Annotated in this window: 16 protein-coding genes; 10 read left to right on the top strand and 6 right to left on the bottom strand. The window is 54.4% G+C overall.

Features of this window, described 5'->3' with window-relative positions:
* The first annotated feature begins 58 nt into the window (after nucleotides 1–58).
* The 3 genes from FCN80_RS14100 (at nucleotide 59) to FCN80_RS14090 (ending at nucleotide 1936) form a co-directional block, all read left to right on the top strand.
* Nucleotides 59–250 (top strand): hypothetical protein, encoded by a 192-nt coding sequence (locus FCN80_RS14100; RefSeq protein WP_136990793.1) that lies wholly within the window; start codon nucleotides 59–61, stop codon nucleotides 248–250.
* Nucleotides 251–294: 44 nt separating this feature from the next.
* On the top strand, nucleotides 295–909 hold the full coding sequence (locus FCN80_RS14095; RefSeq protein ID WP_136990792.1) for a TetR/AcrR family transcriptional regulator: 615 nt from the start codon (nucleotides 295–297) through the stop codon (nucleotides 907–909).
* 88 nt (nucleotides 910–997) lie between these two features.
* A complete protein-coding gene (locus FCN80_RS14090) occupies nucleotides 998–1936 on the top strand; it encodes an alpha/beta fold hydrolase (RefSeq protein ID WP_136990791.1) in 939 nt (312 codons plus the stop codon).
* Nucleotides 1937–2666: 730 nt separating this feature from the next.
* On the opposite strand, the gene FCN80_RS14085 is transcribed toward FCN80_RS14090, so the two are convergent.
* The 6 genes from FCN80_RS14085 to FCN80_RS14060 all read right to left on the bottom strand — a co-directional run bounded on the left by FCN80_RS14085 (nucleotide 2667) and on the right by FCN80_RS14060 (nucleotide 11681).
* The gene (locus FCN80_RS14085; RefSeq protein ID WP_136990790.1) at nucleotides 2667–2858 is read right to left on the bottom strand and encodes a GhoT/OrtT family toxin; all 192 of its coding nucleotides are present in this window, start codon (nucleotides 2856–2858) and stop codon (nucleotides 2667–2669) included.
* A gap of 799 nt (nucleotides 2859–3657) precedes the next feature.
* Nucleotides 3658–6762 carry an efflux RND transporter permease subunit gene (locus tag FCN80_RS14080; protein WP_136990789.1) on the bottom strand — a complete coding sequence of 1035 codons (3105 nt, stop codon included), beginning with the start codon at nucleotides 6760–6762 and terminating at the stop codon, nucleotides 3658–3660.
* A 9-nt stretch (nucleotides 6763–6771) separates the two neighbouring features.
* Nucleotides 6772–7938: an efflux RND transporter periplasmic adaptor subunit gene (locus FCN80_RS14075; protein ID WP_136990788.1), complete on the bottom strand. Its 1167-nt coding sequence runs from the start codon at nucleotides 7936–7938 to the stop codon at nucleotides 6772–6774.
* 80 nt (nucleotides 7939–8018) lie between these two features.
* Nucleotides 8019–9503, bottom strand: coding sequence for an alpha/beta hydrolase (locus FCN80_RS14070; protein WP_136990787.1), 1485 nt, complete (start codon nucleotides 9501–9503; stop codon nucleotides 8019–8021).
* 370 nt (nucleotides 9504–9873) lie between these two features.
* Complete coding sequence (locus FCN80_RS14065) at nucleotides 9874–10341, bottom strand: outer membrane lipoprotein (protein WP_136990786.1); 468 nt, start codon at nucleotides 10339–10341, stop codon at nucleotides 9874–9876.
* 752 nt (nucleotides 10342–11093) lie between these two features.
* A complete protein-coding gene (locus tag FCN80_RS14060) occupies nucleotides 11094–11681 on the bottom strand; it encodes a trypsin-like peptidase domain-containing protein (protein WP_136990785.1) in 588 nt (195 codons plus the stop codon).
* Between the two features lie 542 nt (nucleotides 11682–12223).
* On the opposite strand from FCN80_RS14060, the gene FCN80_RS14055 reads away from it, so the two are divergent.
* The 7 genes from FCN80_RS14055 to tatE all read left to right on the top strand — a co-directional run bounded on the left by FCN80_RS14055 (nucleotide 12224) and on the right by tatE (nucleotide 17055).
* Nucleotides 12224–13114 (top strand): N-acetylmuramoyl-L-alanine amidase, encoded by an 891-nt coding sequence (locus tag FCN80_RS14055; protein ID WP_136990784.1) that lies wholly within the window; start codon nucleotides 12224–12226, stop codon nucleotides 13112–13114.
* Between the two features lie 103 nt (nucleotides 13115–13217).
* Nucleotides 13218–13517 (top strand): hypothetical protein, encoded by a 300-nt coding sequence (locus FCN80_RS14050; RefSeq protein ID WP_136990783.1) that lies wholly within the window; start codon nucleotides 13218–13220, stop codon nucleotides 13515–13517.
* 536 nt (nucleotides 13518–14053) lie between these two features.
* Nucleotides 14054–14554, top strand: a complete 501-nt coding sequence (yedD, locus tag FCN80_RS14045; protein WP_136990782.1) for a lipoprotein YedD — start codon at nucleotides 14054–14056, stop codon at nucleotides 14552–14554.
* A 215-nt stretch (nucleotides 14555–14769) separates the two neighbouring features.
* Complete coding sequence (locus FCN80_RS27450; RefSeq protein WP_136990781.1) at nucleotides 14770–14874, top strand: YmiA family putative membrane protein; 105 nt, start codon at nucleotides 14770–14772, stop codon at nucleotides 14872–14874.
* 551 nt (nucleotides 14875–15425) lie between these two features.
* Nucleotides 15426–16190 (top strand): DUF481 domain-containing protein, encoded by a 765-nt coding sequence (locus tag FCN80_RS14035; RefSeq protein WP_136990780.1) that lies wholly within the window; start codon nucleotides 15426–15428, stop codon nucleotides 16188–16190.
* A gap of 195 nt (nucleotides 16191–16385) precedes the next feature.
* The gene (cspE, locus tag FCN80_RS14030) at nucleotides 16386–16595 is read left to right on the top strand and encodes a transcription antiterminator/RNA stability regulator CspE (protein WP_025244663.1); all 210 of its coding nucleotides are present in this window, start codon (nucleotides 16386–16388) and stop codon (nucleotides 16593–16595) included.
* 256 nt (nucleotides 16596–16851) lie between these two features.
* Nucleotides 16852–17055, top strand: coding sequence for a twin-arginine translocase subunit TatE (tatE, locus tag FCN80_RS14025; RefSeq protein ID WP_136990779.1), 204 nt, complete (start codon nucleotides 16852–16854; stop codon nucleotides 17053–17055).
* Nucleotides 17056–17063: the final 8 nt, after the last annotated feature.

Raw genomic sequence — 17063 nt, 5'->3', positions numbered from 1 at the left:
TTGGCCGTCAGCCTAGGCAGAGAAGATGTCATTTTCATGAAATGGAGATGAAGAAAAGATGTCGCCGATAAAAGATGTCGCCGGTCAGGACGCGCTGCCGTTCACCCGTGACCTTATTCAGGCTGGTTGCTCAGGGCAGGCCAAATCCATTGATTTCCCGCAGGTGTGGGGCGGCTCAAGCAGGCTTTGGCGCGTGGTATTACCATGTCGGCCGCCGGCCATTTCGTTTTGCCGCGCGGTTGCGCCGTAAAAGAGGGCTTGATTTGGAAATGATCATTCTCTAATATGGTCGGCATGAAGACGACAAACCCCTTATCAGTGCCGCGCTTGCCGGGAAGACCCCGCGAATTCGACGCGGAAGCAGCCCTTGACGGCGCTCTCCAGGTATTTCGCGAGCGCGGCTATCATGCGACATCCATCCCTGATCTTTGCCAAGCCATGCAATTATCTGCTGGTAGCCTATACAAAGCGTACAAGGATAAACGCAGTCTGTTTCTGGCCGCTTTCGACCGTTATGTCCGCCAACGCCATACCCAATTGCGGCCGTTGCTGGAGAGGCAGCCCACGGGACGCGCCAAGATCGGAACCCTGTTGCAATTTTATGCCGAGTCTTCTTTCGGCAGCGAGGGGCGGCGAGGCTGCCTGGTGGCGGGCAGCGCCGCCGAACTGGCCACTTATGACGATGAAATGGCGGCGAGGGTCGTTGGGGCATTGCAGGATCTTGAGTGTCTGCTGGCTAAACTTATCCGCCAGGGACAAGCCGACGGCTCCATTGCCGATGGCGTGTCGGCCGATGACACCGCCCGTACCCTGCTATGTGTGGTGCAGGGCATGCGCATTATCGGCAAACTTGGCAAAAGCCGCGAAGGAATGTTATCAGCGGCGCAGGCCGCGCTATGTTTGCTGTGATTTTTTTAGGGTTAATTAGGAAACAATCATTTCCTATTCTATTCGTCAGGTTCCGGCACGCATGGCCGTTTAGGAGAGGAGGGGACTTATGACCAGAGAAAGAACGGCGGCGCAACCTGTCGCTCAGTGGGTTGACGCCGGGCCGGCGTCGCGTCCGGTGGTCGGGCTGCCTGGATTTACCCATCGGTTCGCCACCGTTGAGGGCATCCGGCTGCATTATGTCATCGGCGGTAAAACCGACGGGGATTGGCTGGTACTGGCCGCCGGTTTTCCGGAAAGCTGGTATGCCTGGCGCTATGTGTTGCCGTTGCTGGCGGCGCATTTTCGGATTATCGCGCCGGATCTGCCCGGACAGGGCGATTCCGATCGCCCCGCCGCCGGTTACGACACGCAATCGCTGGCCGGGGTGTTGCATGGGTTATTGCAGCAGTTGACGCTTCGCCGCTATTATCTGGCGGCCCATGATGTCGGCGCCTGGGTCGCCTGGTCCTATGCCGCGCTTTATGGCGATGAAGTACGCCGGCTGGCGTTACTGGATGCCGGTATACCGGGCGTCACGTTACCGGAAAATCTACCGGCCGGACCGGAACGTGGTTGGCGCACCTGGCATTTTGCTTTTCATCAGATAGCCGATCTTCCTGAAACGCTGATCAGTGGTCGTGAACGTGAATATCTCAATTGGTTTTTACGGCGTAAAGCGGCTGATCCCGGCGCCTTTAACGATGAGGCTCTGGAAGAATACCTGCGGGTGTTTGTCAAAGAGGGCGGATTGCGCGCCGGACTGGCCTATTACCGGGCTGCGGAGGTATCGGCCCGGCAGAACCAGGCGCAAAAGGCGGCCGGCAAATTGCGCATGCCGATGCTGGCCGTCAGCGCCGACCAGGGTTCTATCACCGATATGGCCGGACCGCTCAGACCTTTTGCCGAGAATGTGCGTGGTGTGGTAATAGCCCATTGCGGCCATTTTATACCGGAGGAACAACCGGCGGCGCTGGCAGGGGAACTGCGGGCGTTTTTCCGCGCGTGACCCACCGCCGAAAAGCGGTTTGCGCGACATTTGCCCAGAGAAAAAGAGAGGCGTGCGGGTCAGGAACGCTGAGATAAAAAAACGGGCCAGGGTAGGCCCGAATGATGAAGACAATAGCAATGCGTTCTAATGGACGCACCTTAAAGGATTCGCCGCAACGCGGCAAACTTACTGATCATCTCTGCGAAGCTCCACGCAAAATCCGAAATTCATTTTATTCAATGAAATTTGTTTATATTAAGTTGAAAAAACATTATCGGGGTAGAGAGGGTAATGCGATGCTGTCGTGCGTCTTGTCGCAGCTCGGATAGCGGCGGCGAGCGAATATCGCACATAGACTCGTTATACTTCAATCTGCCTCTTTGTTGGCTGCGCTCGCTCACCCCCGTCACATCGTGATCCAGGTTTCTGAGATTTGCCCACTTGCCGTCGCGATGCAACTCGAAGTATTTCGAGTATACGATGATCGCTAAAATTATATTTTTTGACATTCATACTGTGATTTATTTTGCAGTGTTTCTTTAACCTGCCGGGTTGATTTCTCACTCGGAGAAACCTTGATGTTTAACATTATCTGGTAAATTCAAAGCATACTATTCTCGCTTTTGGTCGTTATCTTAAAATGAATGCTGATTGTCCCCTTGCCGGTGCCAATGGGTTTCCGATAAATTTGCCGCCGCTGATCGTCGCAGTGCGACCTGAAGTATGACGAGTGGGTATACGGATCTTTTTACAACAACAACATCACCACCACAATAGGAAAACTGAGAGGCCAGGTAAAAGCGATTAATACCGCGCACAGGGCGCGTATTTTCCACGATGGATCACAACTCACCCGGTAGGTAATGATACCGGAGATGGCAACGCCCAGGGAATAAATTAATTTGATATAATCCCAGCCCGTGATCAGTTCAATATCCATTTTATTCCCGTCATATTCCAAGTCGCCTCTCTGTAGGCCGCGCTCGCTCGCCCCGTTGCAGCGTTGATTATGCTGCTGGGGACTTCTTTGCTTGCCGCCGTGATGCAACTCGAATTAATCAGAGTATACACGGTTTTCATTACCCGCTTGATTGATTACAGTCCGTTATTCGTTAGGCTTTACATATCCCAGACCGTACTCGTCTCAGGTCATGTCGTCTCTTTATTGGCGGGCTGCTAGCATGAAGGATTCACCGTCCGCTCGCCGCCCTCTTGCAATGCGGATATTGGGGTTGAAATCAGAACATCAAGCAACGCGCGGGTCCGCGAAACGGGGACAATGCATCTGGACAAGACCGGCTTTTAATCGATCAAGAAACAAAACAGGCTTATGATACCAAGGGCGATAGCCAAAGCGGATATGACATTAACGTCCTGATTATTCAGATACATGGTCGCCTCCTCATGCTGTTGGAAAACATCATGGGGCTTTTCCACCCGCCGGGTTGTGACTTACTGTGCAAATTTGTAAATTTCCATTTTATACTTGTCATACTTCTCGCTGCCGCTTTGTTGGCCGCGCTCGTTCACCCCGGTCACAGCGTCATCTCTGCGCGCGGGGACGATGGGAGGCACCCCGCCTCTCGCCGGAGGCCCGATGTTGGCGGTTCACATACGTTCCCGGCGAATGTGCCATTGTCTTGCCGTGGTGATGCAACGCGAAGTATTCAACGTGTATCTTTCATCTCGCGGCGCAAAGGACGGCGCCCAAGCATCGCCATCGTATGCCTGTTATCCGGCTAAGCCTGGAACCGCTTTTTCACCCATTCCCTCGCGCGCTGGATGTGCAAGTACAGTGCCGGGATCAAAATGATCCCGACCGCCGTCGCCGCCAGCATGCCGCCAAAAACCGTGATACCAATAATTCGACGACTCATGGCGCCGGCGCCGCTGGCGAATACCAGCGGCATCACGCCCAAGATAAAGGAAACCGCGGTCATCATGACGGCGCGAAAGCGTTGATGGGCGCCATCGCGAGCGGCCTGGGCAATCTCGGCGCCTTCCTCGCGCCGCGTCTTGGCGAACTCGACGATGAGAATGGCGTTTTTCGCCGACAGCCCAATCAGTAGCACCAAGCCAATCTGCGCATACACATCATTGGAAAATCCCATCGCCCGTAATCCCGCCACGGCGCCGGCGATGGCGAAAATAACTGAGAGCATGACCGCCAGCGGAATACTCCAGCTTTCGTATTGCGCCACCAGAAACAGATAAGCGAAAATCAATGCCGCCGCGTAAATGTACACCGCCTGTCCACCGGCCTGCTGTTCCTGCCAGGACATGCCGCTCCAGGCATAACCGTAGCCGGCGGGCAAATGTTGTCGCATAAGGTGTTCCATGACCTGCATGGCCTGGCCGGAACTGACGCCGTCGGCGGCCGAGCCGCTGACCGATACCGCGGGAAACTGATTGAAATTACTGATAACCGGCGCGCCCAGGACAGGCATTGTCCGTACCAGATTGGCCAACCGCACCAGCGCGCCATTGTCGCTGCGAACCGTAATTTGCCCGATTTGTTCCTGGCGCTGGCGAAAGGTCATGTCGTTTTGTAATTGAACGTGAAACAGCCGGTTATTCCGGGTGAAATCGCCGACATTGGCGCCCCCCATGGCGGTTTGCAGCGTGGTGAAGATTCGGCTTACCGGTACCCCCAGCAAAGCCGCGCGATCCCTGTCGATGCTCAGGCCGATTTCCGGTACCGTGGCGCTGAATGTGGTGAAGACGCGGTTAAGCCGGGGGGATTGATTGGCGGCCAGAATCACCGCCCCGGCCACTTGCGCTAATGCCTGGGGCGATTGTCCTTCCAACGCCTGAATACGAAGATCGAAACCGGCGGCGCTACCCAGACCGCTGATTGCCGGGGGGTTAAACGCCATGATCATGGCGGACGGAATGGCCGACAGGTTGGCCTGGACTTCAGACAAAATCTTATCGACCGGCGGCCGTTCGCCCCAGGGTTTGAGCATAACGAAGGCCAGGCCGGCATTGGCGGCATTGCTGCCGCTAAGCAAACTGAATCCGGTGATCTCTATCAGATTCGCCACCGCCGGATTGCCCGCGATCTGCCGATAGACCTGATCCATAACCCGTTGGGTGCGTTCCAGCGAGGCGCCGTCGGGAAGTTGAATGTTCACAAAAAAATAGCCTTGGTCTTCCTCCGGTAAAAAAGAGGTGGGAAGCCGGCTGTAGCCGAACCAGGTGGCGGCGGCCACCGCCAGCAGCACGACGATGACGGTGGCCGACCGTTTGCCGGTTGCCATGGCCAGGGTGACGTACCCGTCTCGTATTCGGTTCAACGTTCTATTGAAAGCGCCGAAAAAACCTCCGCTGGCCGGCGCGCGACGCGTTATCAGCGCTGCACACAGCGCCGGCGTCAATGTTAAGGCGGTAATGCTTGAGAGGATAACCGCCGCTGACAGGGTAACGGCGAACTGGCGGTACAATTCGCCGGTAATGCCCGGCAGCATGGCGATAGGCGCGAATATCGCCATCAGCACCAGCGTGGTGGCGACGACCGGACCGGCTATCTGCCGCAACGCCTGGCCGGTGGCCGCTTGCGGCGAAAGCTCGGGATGTTGCTCCAGCAGGCGTTCGACATTTTCCACAACCACAATAGCGTCATCCACCACCACGGTAAGCGCCAGGATAATCGCAAACAGGCTTAATGTATTGGCGGAATAACCGAACCCGTACAACACCGCGAAGGTACCGAGGAGTGAAACCGGAATCGTCAGCGCAACGATAAAGATGGCCCGCAGACTTTGCAGGAACAGATAGACCACCGTCAGCACCACCGTCAATGTCAAGGCCAGTGAAATGAGAATCTCATCAATGGTGGCGGTGACCGTGGTGGTGGAATCGTACTCTATCGAATAAGCCATGTCGTCGGGAAAGTCGCGGGCCAGCCGGGCCATTTCCGCCTTTACCGCGCCGGCCACTTCCAACGCATTGGATCCTGGCGTCGGGTAAATGGCCAAAAAAGCGGATTCCGCGTTATTAAGGGATGAATTGACCTGATAATTTTGTGCGCCGAGATCCACACGCGCCACATCGCCGAGCCTGACCATCCCGCCCTGTTCGTTGGTGCGGATGATGATCCGGCTGAACTGCTGGGCGTCCTGCAGGCGCCCCTGGCCGCTGATAGTCAGGGTTTGTTGTTGTCCGGCGGGGGCGGGGGCCGAACCGATTTGACCGGCCGCCGCCTGGATATTTTGCTGCTGCAACGCCTGGACGATATCCTGCACGCTGATGTCCAGCGACTCCATACGCTGCGGATCCAGCCACACGCGCATGCTATAGTCGCGTGCGCCGAAAATCTGCACATCCCCCACACCGTCGATCCGCGCCAGGGCATCTCGCAGGCGCAGGTTGGCATAATTGCTGAGAACCAAATTGCTCAGGGTTCGTTCGGGGGAGAATACACTGACCCCCAGCAGTATGTTCGAGGCGCGCTTGCGTACCGATACGCCGTTGTTCAAGACTTCTGCCGGCAATTGCGCGCTGACTTGCGAAAGACGATTCTGGACTTCGACTGCCGCCATATCCGGATCGGTGCCGCTGGCGAAGGTCACATTCAATTGATAGCCGCCGCTGTTGGCGCTATTGGATTCCATATACAGCATGTGTCCGACCCCATTGATCTGCGCCTCGATGGGGGAGGCCACCGCTTCCGCGACATCTCGAGCGCTGGCGCCGGGATAGAGCGCGGTCACCGAAACCACCGGCGGGGCGATATCGGGAAATTGCTCCACCGGAATGACTTTAAGGGCCGTCAGGCCGACCAGCATGATGACGATCGCGATGACCATGGCGAATTTAGGACGCCGGATGAAAAAAAGCAGCATGGGCGGGCCTCACTCCTGTATCGCCGGCACGGCGGCCGGATTGTCCACATCCGGGCCTTCCGGCACTGCCGGGACGGGATTAACCGCCATCCCGGGCCTAACGCGCTGTAATCCTTCGATAATGACCCGATCGCCCGCCGCCAACCCCTGCGTAATCTCGTACTCCTGATCAAACTGGCCGCCAAGCTTCACCGGCCTGACCTCCACCTGATCCCGTTTATCCACCAGCAAGACGAAAAAGCCCTGGCGGTTTTGCTGCAACGCGGCGATAGGCGCCAATACCACGGGGGTAACATGCTCCGACGTCAGCGACACATTGACAACGCCGCCGGGCAGCAGTAAATGCCGCGGATTGGGGAAACGGGCGCGCACGGTTACCGTCCCGGTCCGGCCGTCAATCCGGTTATCCACGGATTCGAACACGCCCGATTCGGCATATTGCCGACCGTCAGCCAGTTGCAGGCGAGGGGTATAGCCGCTGTCGGCCAGGTTGTCGGCGTCGACATGCGGCCGACCGGCCGCCTCCAGGTAATCCCGTTCGTTAATGGCGATGGCCACCCGTATCGGATCCAACTGCACCAGATGCACCAGAGAGCCGCTAGCCGGATTCACCAGGCTGCCTATGCTGAAATGGCTATGGCCGATGCGCCCGGCAAATGGCGCGGCGATGCGGGTGTAGCCCAATTGTAACTGCTGGATGCGCAGATTGGCCTGCGCCTGCGCCTGCGCCGCATCGGCGCCGTCGCGCTGAGCTTGCGCGGCATCCACGTCCGCCCGGCTGACGGATCGCTGATCCCCAAGCCGTTGCAACCGGGTCAAATTGAGCTGGGCATGACGCGCCGCGACCCGGGCGCTGTCGAGTTGCGCTTCAGCCTGGGCCACGGCGGCTTGATGCAAGGCGGGATCGATTTCAAAGAGGATATCTCCAGCCTTGACCATCTGGCCGTCGTTAAAATCCTGCTTGGCGATAAAGCCTTCCGTGCGGGTAATGATATCCACGGCTTTAATGGCTTCGACGCGGCCGAGATAATAGAGCGAGTGCGGCGGAAGCCTTTTTTCAATAACCGCGACGGTCACCGCGGGCAAAGGTTCGGCCCGCACGTTAAAAACAACGTAGAATGACAGTAAGATCAGTAAAGAATAACGTCCTGGCGTGATGCGGTTAAAAAGCTGCATGGTGTTGTCCGATATTGATTGTGGTGTTTTCGCCGATGACAGCCATACCCGTTATCGTTTTTATCGCTCCTTGGGAACCATCAATGGGTATTCACCGCCGCTTCAGGCGTTGACGGCTCGATTTTGTTATCTATACGTTGCAGCATATAAGGGTAGAAAGGGTTAGATGAGAGCCGCATTAATGAATCCAGTCCAACCACCAGCACCGAGCGTTCTCCGCGGGCGGCAAAGGCGCCGAGGCTGATACCGTACTGATTCCGCGGATTCGGATAACGGCCGTACAGCGAATCGCTGGTGGGAAAAGGCAGCGCCACATGGGACAGCGAGAAGATATCCGCCGGATATTCGATTCCCAGTGGCTCTATGGTTTCCACCGTTTCTCCCGCCAATACGGTCTTGGCCACCGTATCAAGGCTATGGGGGGAGACATTGGTCACCACGGTCGTGGTATAACGGCGCGGCGGGGGGGGCAACACCCTGGAAAGCGCGGTGTAGGACGATGACCGGAGCAGGGGGCCGAAGCTTTCCGCCTGGTTGAGATCGAACAACACCACCTCGCTGCCATTGGCGGGCAAGTGATCATAGAGCGCGGTGATAATTGCCCGGGTGCTGACTGTTGAATCCATCAGGGACTGGAAAGTCAGAATCGGCGGCAAGGCCGCCAGCCGGCCATTACGGGCATCGCGGGCAATTTGCTGTTGCAATACCTGGGTCAGCTCGTAGGATTGCCGCGCGGCATTGACCGGAAATGAATTGTATTTAAACGGGTTGAATTCCGGTACGATCCCGAGCCAGGCGGCTTTGGCGAAAGCAGGAAAAAAAGCCGGCCAGCCGGCGATACCGGCGAAACGGGCAAAACGGGTCACGCCTATCATGGGGGAAATCAGTATCACCCGGGAAGGCTTGGCCAGGTTGGGATTATCCAGTGAATCCAGGGTATACTTCATGGCCAGCGCGCCGCCATTGGAAAATCCGACGATATGCAGCGGCAGGTCAGCGCCGCTGAGTATTTTGGCCTCGCGCACCGCAAGGCGGGTGGCGGCTGTCCAATCCGGCCATTTGGCCTGGGTCAGCCCGGCCGGCACCGTGCCGTGACCCGGCAACCGGATGCCCACGGCCACATAGCCGCGCCGGCGGTAATTTTCGGCTATATGTCTCAGGCTATAGGGCGTATCGGTCAGTCCATGGAGTAAAACCACCGCGCCGCGAGGCGCGCCATCCGGCATCATGATGTATGACCGATTCCAATCGGTGGCAAAGTGTCCCGGATAGATTGGACTGCCGGAATAATAACGATTGAGTGGTGTTTCTACCGCCGGCTGCAGCTTATCGGTGACATTTTCCCGCACGCTTTGGAATAAGGCATCTTCCGCCTGGATGTAATCGTCCCAACTGGATCTGTCGATATCACTCGCTGTCATATCATCGGGAACATAGGTATGCCAAAGTTGTAGTTGCGGCCCGCTTTGCGTTTGATAAACCCTTACGCTAAATACCGCGACAATAAAAATCACCAGAACCCAGATACAGCGGATCAGCCATTTTTTTACGGCCTTAATCGACATAATGGATTACCCCTGTTAATGACAAAGCCATCGATACACGCCATACTTCGCGTTGACTTTATGTTTACAGCGCCTGCCCCAGTCATGGCGTCGTCCATGCTCCTGGGAAAGCATGAGAAATATCCAGTCTCTCATCGGCGGCCCGTCGTTGACGGTTCATCATCGTTCCCGACGAATTTGTCGCTCTACTTGTCGCCGCGGTACGACTCGAATGCGTTAATGTCTATGTGAAATATAACCTGCGCGGCATGACAATTTAGATTTAGCGCACTTTTATCGAGTCATACCGCGTGGTATCGGGATGCTATCTCAACCGAGGGTTAGCGCGGTCCGCTGCTTTTCTCCAAAGCGGCCTAACCCGGCGGGTGGGTCAGCGCGGAGAAACCGTGGTGGTGCTCCCGTTCGTGGCGATAGCGACGCGCTGTCCTACATGGAACTGGCTGGTTCCCTGGGCCTGGACCACGATAATGGTGCTTCCGTCATCGCGGCGGATTTCCAGTTCCACGCCGCTACTGCGATTAGCGGCATTTTGAATGCCGGCGCCGGCGGCGGCGCCACCCACGGCGCCGGCGGCGGTGGCCAGGCTCCGTCCCCGTCCGCCCCCGACGGTATTCCCCAAAAATCCGCCTACCACGCCGCCGCCGATGGTGCCCAGGGCATTTTTGCCGTCGCCGCCCTGGATAGTGACCGGACGAACCGAAATCAGGGTGCCGTAGGTTACCGTCTGGATCTGCCGTGCTTGCGCCGCCGTAAAGGTATCGCCGGAGGATGTGCGGTTAGCGGCGCATCCGCTTAATAATGCCATGGTGATCGCAATAACAATGCCGTTTCGCTTCATAATAATCCTCGGTGATATTTCCCTTTGCCCGTGAAGGGGGGTGAACCCGCCTGTGACAAAGGGCAAATATTATTGACCGCGTTGCGGATGTGAAGATATGCGCTATCCAGCGCCAACCCTTATACATAACGTCATATTTTCGCTAGCTGCATTCACTCACGACAAATGTGCCGTTCGCCTGCCGCCGCGATGCGACTTGAATTATTGAGAAGATATCTTTCTTTTGCACGAGAAATAAATATTAATAGTTTTCAATTTATAAAAAATAATAATCAAATTAATTTTTTAATTTTGATAAAAGGAACCCTCCTTACTTGATGGTGGTTTATGTATTTCTCATACCAGAAAGAAAATGAGCCAGCGGGATTACCCTGCCTATACCCTGCGCCACTCAAGCCGCATTGCGGCGACAAGGGAGCGAGCCCCCAGAAGCGTGGCCGACTATGTGACCGGGGTGAGCGAGCGCGGCCAACAAAGAGGCAACGGGTAGTATGACGAATCTATTTTCATAATAATCGACGGAAACGATATCCGGCAAGCCTATTTTGATAAAAAAATGGCTCAGCCGCAAAATGCGCCGGAATAACTATGGCAATGATTTCACTCATGCGCGCGGGAAAAAACGGCTTGTTCGATAAATGGGACCGTCGATGGGAATAGTGACTGTCGGTGATGGAAAATGGCGGGAAACAAGTAGCGTGGGTACAGCCGCCGTCGTTGGACGGGACATTCTTTGCTCCCCGAGATAAGTTTTAGCTGCGAATTTCTTTATTGACCCAGTCGGCGATTTCCTGATAAGGCACAAACATAGTTTGTCTTCTGGCCGGATGGGTCGCCGTGAACACGCCCACCACCGCGCCGTCCTGGGCATATACCGGTCCACCGCTCATTCCGGGCACGCCCCCCGCGTTGCTCAGGCCATACAGGCAACTGGTGCCCGGTTTGTCCCACCAGCCGAATTCCTGTAAAACGCCGCTTGAAGAGGTTGGCATGGCGGTATAGGCGTTATAGCCGTAGAGATTGATTTTAGTGCCTTTATCCGCGGTTTCCAGTCTGGGAATTTTGCGTCCGCTATTGTCATGATAAATAATCGCCACATCGCAAAGGGGGTTATAGGCTTTGACCTTCACCATCATCACTTTTGCCACATGCGCGGCGGTGAGACTGTATTTCTCGCTGATAGGAAAGCTCGACCCGATTGCGCCGGCCAGCACCGGAATACCGACGAAATGAAAATCGGCTTTACTTTCCGCGGTCTTATCGACTTTATAATGTCCGACAGCGGTACAAGCGGACAAGAGCAAAGGAAATAACATTGTCGAAACATTCTTTTTCATCATTGCCGCTTCACTGTGTTGTCGCGAAATTCAAATACGCTCATGGAGCGATCGCCCTTGACTGTTATAAAGTCAAAAGTGTTAACGGCCTGATTTTGATTTTCTTTAACGGGATGATGAGGCATGGACGAAACGGGAGGCGGCGGGAAAAGGCAGGATGAACGGTTTATCTTACTTAACGTAAATTATCGAATCGATCATGCTTATTACCCTAAATAATTCCGAGGAAACACCCTAAATAGACGTGATCTTTTTATTGTAAATCTATTATGGCCCCTACAGCGTTCGCGCCTCATGGCGGCGGCGCGCAAGGAAGCCCTTCGTCGGGCAATAATGTGAACTATTTATGATGCAGCTGCCGGGGAGCGCCAACGCTTATTGACGCCGGCCATAGCGCAGACGAGGACATTGACAGGCGCGAACGCCGTAAAATAACAGGGGCGCGCCATAGCCCGCGCGGCGGGTTCTTGCGGAATGGCTATTTTGTTTAAGCTCGGTTAATGGACGGCCGGTTATGTTGAATTTTTTTACGGGAAGCCGGACGCATGCTGAAAATCCTGTTTTGTCTGTTGGCGACTCTCTTGGCGGGATGTCGGGGAAGTCACGGCAACATCGATCGGGGCGATTACTGGGCGGATACCTCCGTCGCGTCCCGGAGTCAAAACGAACGGGTCCGTTTTCTGGTGTTGCATTATACCGCGGCGGACGACGCCGAATCATTGCGGTTGTTGACCACAGGAGAGGTAAGCGCACACTATCTGGTGGGCAGCATGCCGCCCCGCTTGGCCGGAAAACCCGTTGTCAGGCAGTTGGTGCCTGAGCAAAAACGCGCCTGGCACGCGGGGGTCAGCTATTGGCAAGGGCGGGAAAACCTCAATGACAGCGCCATCGGCATCGAGATCGTCAATCCGGGTTATCGGGAAACGTTTGCCGGCAGACGGTGGTCCCCTTACACCGCCGCGCAAATCGATTTAGTATCCCGACTTGCCAGGGATATCATTCGCCGTTATCAGATAACACCGGATAATGTGGTCGCGCATAGTGACATCGCGCCGCTGCGCAAATGGGATCCCGGTCCGCGTTTTCCCTGGGAAAACCTGGCAGGCCAGGGTATCGGCGCCTGGCCGGACAAGCAGAGAGTGGCCAAGTACCTGGCGGGCCGGCCCGCCGGCGCTCCCGCATCGGTCGCGCTTGTACAGCGCGCCCTGGCCGCCTATGGATATCGCATTCCGCAAACCGGGGTGGCGGATGAAGAAACCCTCAAGACTCTCAGCGCTTTTCAGATGCACTTCCGGCCGGCCGATATATCCGGTCGACCGGATGCCGAAACCGAGGCCATTGCGTTGGCGCTGGTGGAGGAATACCGTCCGTCCGCGCTGACCGATTTTCCGGCGGCGGCAAGGAATCACACCCAGGAAAATGTTGAGCATAAATAGATTTAGCGCATAATTTGTGCAAAAGGCTCACACAACCACTTGCCGATCAGGTAAAATATCCTCCCTTTTTGACAATAGAATGAAAATGCGGAGGTAACCTGTCATGAATCTGAGCAGCGAGCAAGCAACTGAAACCAACCATAAGCCGATTATCGCCACCCTGTCGGGCGTTATCACCAAAGCGCCATGTCGTATCAAAGGCACGGCTGGCCGCCCGATGGTTAAGGCAACGCTATTGGCGGAAAGCGATAAAAGAAGTTCCTATCCCCTGACCGTGGTGGGTTTCGATATCATGGCGTTGGAGTTGATGGTTCATCTGCGTGGCGAAAGGCTTAAAGTGACTGGACGTATGGAGTGGAATGGAGGCTATTCAATTGTTGCTGATCAGATTATCTCAATCTGAAATGGACATACCCAGCGACGGCGGGCACAATTCGCTAGACGATATGCTTTTATCCCTTATCAATTATTCCCTGTCGTCACCGACTGGCAATGGCTCCACCCTTTGAACATCGGCGAATCGAAAGAAGCGAAATCTTTTAGTCACCAGGAAAATGGCCTGGGATAATACCAATTAAATCAAAAAGTTAGATCGCTTTGTTTCGATTTGCTCGCGATTCGCGCATCGCAGTGAATATCCCGCCAGGTTATCGACTAGAAAAATTACACTGTAATGGCATGGTAAACACATGATTGACGTGCTTGCCGATGCTGACATTTGTACTCTACATATTTCAAGTTGCATGGCGGCGGCAAGCGGGAACGTCTCCAGGAGCCTGGCCGACGCTATGACCGGGCGGGCGAGCGCAGCCAACCTAGAAGCAACTTGAATTGGGCGAGTATCGACGCCAGATATATTATGCATAGGGTAGCGAATGCTTTTAACAGCCGGCCTGCTTTGATGCTAGAATTTCGCCTCGTCTGAATAAGGATAGGGATATGAAGAAAATTTTCGTCGCCGGCCTGCTGACGCTGCTTCTCGGTGGATGCGCGGGTACAATGGATTACGCCAAAGTTATCAAAACACCCCCACCGCAGGGGTTGGATGGCGTGTGGATGAGCGATGGGCCGCAACGCGCGTTGGTAAGTCCGGAGGCTATCGCCAGTTTAATCATCACCCGCTCGGGGGATACCCTGGACTGTCGCCAATGGCAGCGCACGATCGCGCGACAGGGCAAGTTATACTGGCAGGATGGTAAACTGTTTAACGTCAATGTGAAAAACGAAAACCATCAACTCGTCATGACTAATGGCATGTTGCATTATGATGGTTTATCGCTTCGGCGGGTTGCCAGCCCCACGGTGGAGTGTCAGGCATATCTAACCAAAGTGGACGGCGCATACCTGTTGGCCATACGGCCCGCGCCAAAGCTGTCGGCACCCCATACCGACAAACCCCATAAAAGATCCGGTGTTCAGATGCGTAACAGCAAAGACTGAGCATGCCAGGGGTGCCAGCGAGCCGGTAAATCGCCGGCATACGTGTGGCCGGCAATCGCGCGCGGCACCGATTGGCGGTTAAGGGATACCGGTTAATCGACTGTCGCCCATAACCCAATCCTGTAAAAAAGCCTATTTTCTGAACGCTAATCCGACCATCGTTTTTGACGGGCATTTTTTATAATCGTCTTTTATTCCCTTGATTTCGGAATCAGATGATGGACATTATGCGGCGTAAGGCCTGGATTATGGTTTTCGTTTTCAGCGCGCTGTTTTGGGCAATATTCCTCACTTTTTCCTGGCATCTCTATTCAAGATAATTCAAGCCGTAGCGCGGCGACATGCCAGACGGCCTTTAAAAGCATGGCTAACACTGTGACCAGGCCGAGTGTCCGCCGCCAACAAACACAACTGGTGGTATGACGAGTAAATATAAGCATTGATTTTCCGCGATGGCTATTCCCCCTGGAGTCTCACCCGATGATGGTGGGTGAATCGCCAGGCAATAAAGGGTATTACGCTTTGGCGACATATAAGTAACAGGATTGAAAAAAAACCGGGCCTAATAAAAAGCTCACAGTCATTTCGGATTAATCCTACCGTATCACTGGCGGTGATTGTGAAGCCGATCACAGCTAAAACCGCAGCGCAATTTTCATTTTATCAATTATAATATCATGATATATAAGATTATTTACCAAAGTTACCCCACTGGCGTTTAGCGTGCGTCATGGATGGGGAATATCGCTTAAGATTTTGTTACTAATATTACAAAAAATTACCGGTTCACCTTTTGTTCTGATTCGCTACACTATTCATTCTTGTTTAAAAGTGCTGTTTTCGACCTCAAATATTCTCTTATAGGTAAACTATGTCACGCTATGGCCGCTCTCGGGCTCTGTCGCTGTTAGCTATCATGGGCATGTCCCTGGCTAGCTTTTCCACCTTCGCCGATACTGATATTTTCACTGCGCTGGATGATCCCTCAACCGCGAAAAAAAGCTTCGATGGCGATGTCCAGGGGAGTTACAACAAACAATCCGGCAATACCACCAGTTCATCCCTGGCCGCCAGCACCACCATGACCTGGTTCAAGACCGATAACGCCTACAGTATTTGGGGCGAAGCGCAGAATGACTCCTCGGATGATGTGCGTTCTTCGGAAAAATATCAGGCGGGCGCTCGGGCGCGGCACAATCTGGACACCAACAATTTCCTGTTCAGCCAAGGCAGTTGGTTGAGCGATCGCTATAATGGCTACCGTTCCCGTTCGACGCTGACCGCCGGTTATGGTAGGCAGATCCTAAACGGCCCAGTTTCCAATTTGCGGGTGGAATTTGGTCCCGGCGTTCGTCATGATGAATTCGAAGGCGGCGGTCGTCAAACCAAAGCGCTGGCTTATGCGGCAACATCGTTTACTTACCAGTTGACGGATACGACGCAGTTTATCCAAGGTGTCTCGATATTGGGCAATGAAGACATTACCGCCAACTCGGAAACCGGACTGAATGTCGCCATCAATAAAAATTTCGCGCTGAAAGTAACTTATGATGTGACCTACAACAGCAGTACGCCGGACAGCGCCCCGAAACACACGGATACCAAAACCGCCGTGTCGCTGGTGTACAATCTGTAGCGACCCTGAGGCATGCCGTTGGGAACATGAATTGTCACGATAATTTATGCCAATGGGAGTTATCTGCAGGTAAAAATCTTATTTTGCGAACTTTTATCATGTTTCGGCGACTTTCAGCTGGACAAATGGCTTACCAATTGCTGTACTACGCATGACACAGAGTTTGTGTCTCTCATTTATTTAAAGGTAAGTTTGATGTCCAAGATTAAAGGTAACGTTAAGTGGTTCAATGAATCCAAAGGGTTCGGTTTCATTACTCCTGAAGATGGCAGCAAAGATGTGTTCGTGCACTTCTCCGCTATCCAGAGTAATGGTTTCAAAACGCTGGCAGAAGGCCAACGTGTTGAATTCGAAATCACTAACGGCGCCAAAGGCCCTTCGGCCGCTGACGTTACAGCTATCTAATCCATAGCCGATTTCCAGGAAACCCGCCAAGTGCGGGTTTTTTTATGATCCCCTTGAACGTTTTTCCGTTATCGGCCATGCCGGGGCATCATGGCCGGCGAGGCGCTGCTTTATCGCTGCCAGCGCCGCCGCGGTCCGGGGGCGATTTGCGTCCGGATGTAAATCTGTTACAGATATCACTTGTAATGGGGCGGTAATAGCGGTACAAAGCGTTTAAAGTTAGCTGGATTTATGAGCAAGCATCAAGAAGGTGATTATGGAAGGTTTAAGCATTACCAAATTATTAGTGATCGGCGCCTTGATTGTGCTGCTGTTCGGTACCAATAAATTGCGCAGCTTGGGCGGTGACCTGGGTGCTGCCATTAAAGGGTTCAAAAAGGCCATGAATGACGAGCCGTCGGCCCAGAAAACCCAGTCCGATGAACCGGCCGCACCGCGGGTAACCGAGCACAAAGACTGAATCTGGTC

The organism is Martelella alba, from assembly GCF_005217455.1.
In the GTDB taxonomy this organism is placed as follows: Bacteria; Pseudomonadota; Gammaproteobacteria; order Enterobacterales; family Enterobacteriaceae; genus Acerihabitans.
The sequence above is the reverse complement of the archived record's forward strand: the minus strand, read 5'-3'. Positions and strand labels throughout refer to the sequence as shown.